1 protein-coding gene is annotated in these 1,008 nt (G+C 64.4%); it reads left to right on the top strand.

Translation table 11 applies throughout. The annotated features are described in order from the left end of the window. Positions 1 to 240: 240 nt before the first annotated feature. Positions 241 to 1,008 (top strand): aminoacetone oxidase family FAD-binding enzyme (locus A2I95_RS42345; protein ID WP_291738209.1); only part of this gene is annotated, 768 nt, incomplete at its 3' end.

Below are 1,008 nucleotides of genomic sequence, written 5' to 3'. Positions count from 1 at the left end.
GTCATGGGAATACCGCCACTATATGCCTCGTTCCGCCCCATTTTTCGGGGTCTCACAGAAACTGTAACGAAACGTGAGCCGCGGCGCCAGAAAAAGAACACAGTTCGGCGGAAAACCACCGTCCGCGCGGCAGGCCATCTTGACAGGCAGGAAGCTGCCAGATCGCCGGCGCCAATCCGCCAGACAGCTCCTGCCGGCCTCCCCCTTGCGCCAGCGCCAGTTCCGTGGTCGATGCGCGCCATGCGGATAAACACTCTGATTCTCGGCGCCGGCGCAGCCGGCATGATGTGCGCGCGCCATTCCGGCGGCAGCACACTGGTGATCGACCACGCCAAGGCGCCGGGCGACAAGATCCGCATCTCCGGCGGCGGCCGCTGCAATTTCACCAACATGTATGCGGAAGCGAAGAACTACCTCTCTGCCAACCCGCACTTCTGCAAATCGGCACTGGCCCGCTACACCCAGTGGGATTTCATCGGCCTGGTGGACCGCCACGGCATCGCCTGGCACGAGAAGACCCTGGGCCAGCTGTTCTGCGACGGCTCCGCCAAACAGATCATTGCCATGCTGACGCAGGAGATGGCACAGGCCGGTGCGGACCTCTGGCTGCAAACCTCCGTCGAAGCAGTGGAACAGACCGCAGATGGCTTCCGCGTCCGGCTGCTGCGCGAGGGCAAGCCGCAGACCGTCACCTGCCGCAATCTTGTGCTGGCCACCGGCGGCAAGTCGATCCCCAAAATGGGCGCCACCGGGCTTGCCTATGATCTGGCTCGCCAGTTCGGGCTGGAAATCACAGAGACCCGCCCGGCGCTGGTGCCCTTCACCTTCCCTGACGGGCGCTTCCAGCCGCTCGCCGGCACCGCCTTGACCACGCGTCTCAGCAACGTGCGCACCAGTTTCGACGAGGCGCTGCTGTTCACTCACCGCGGCCTCTCCGGCCCCTCGGTGCTGCAGCTCTCCTCCTATTGGCGCGAAGGGGAGGAAATCACGGTGAACCTGATCCCGGAA

Source organism: Leisingera sp. F5, from assembly GCF_001593695.1.
The sequence above is the reverse complement of the archived record's forward strand: the minus strand, read 5'-3'. Positions and strand labels throughout refer to the sequence as shown.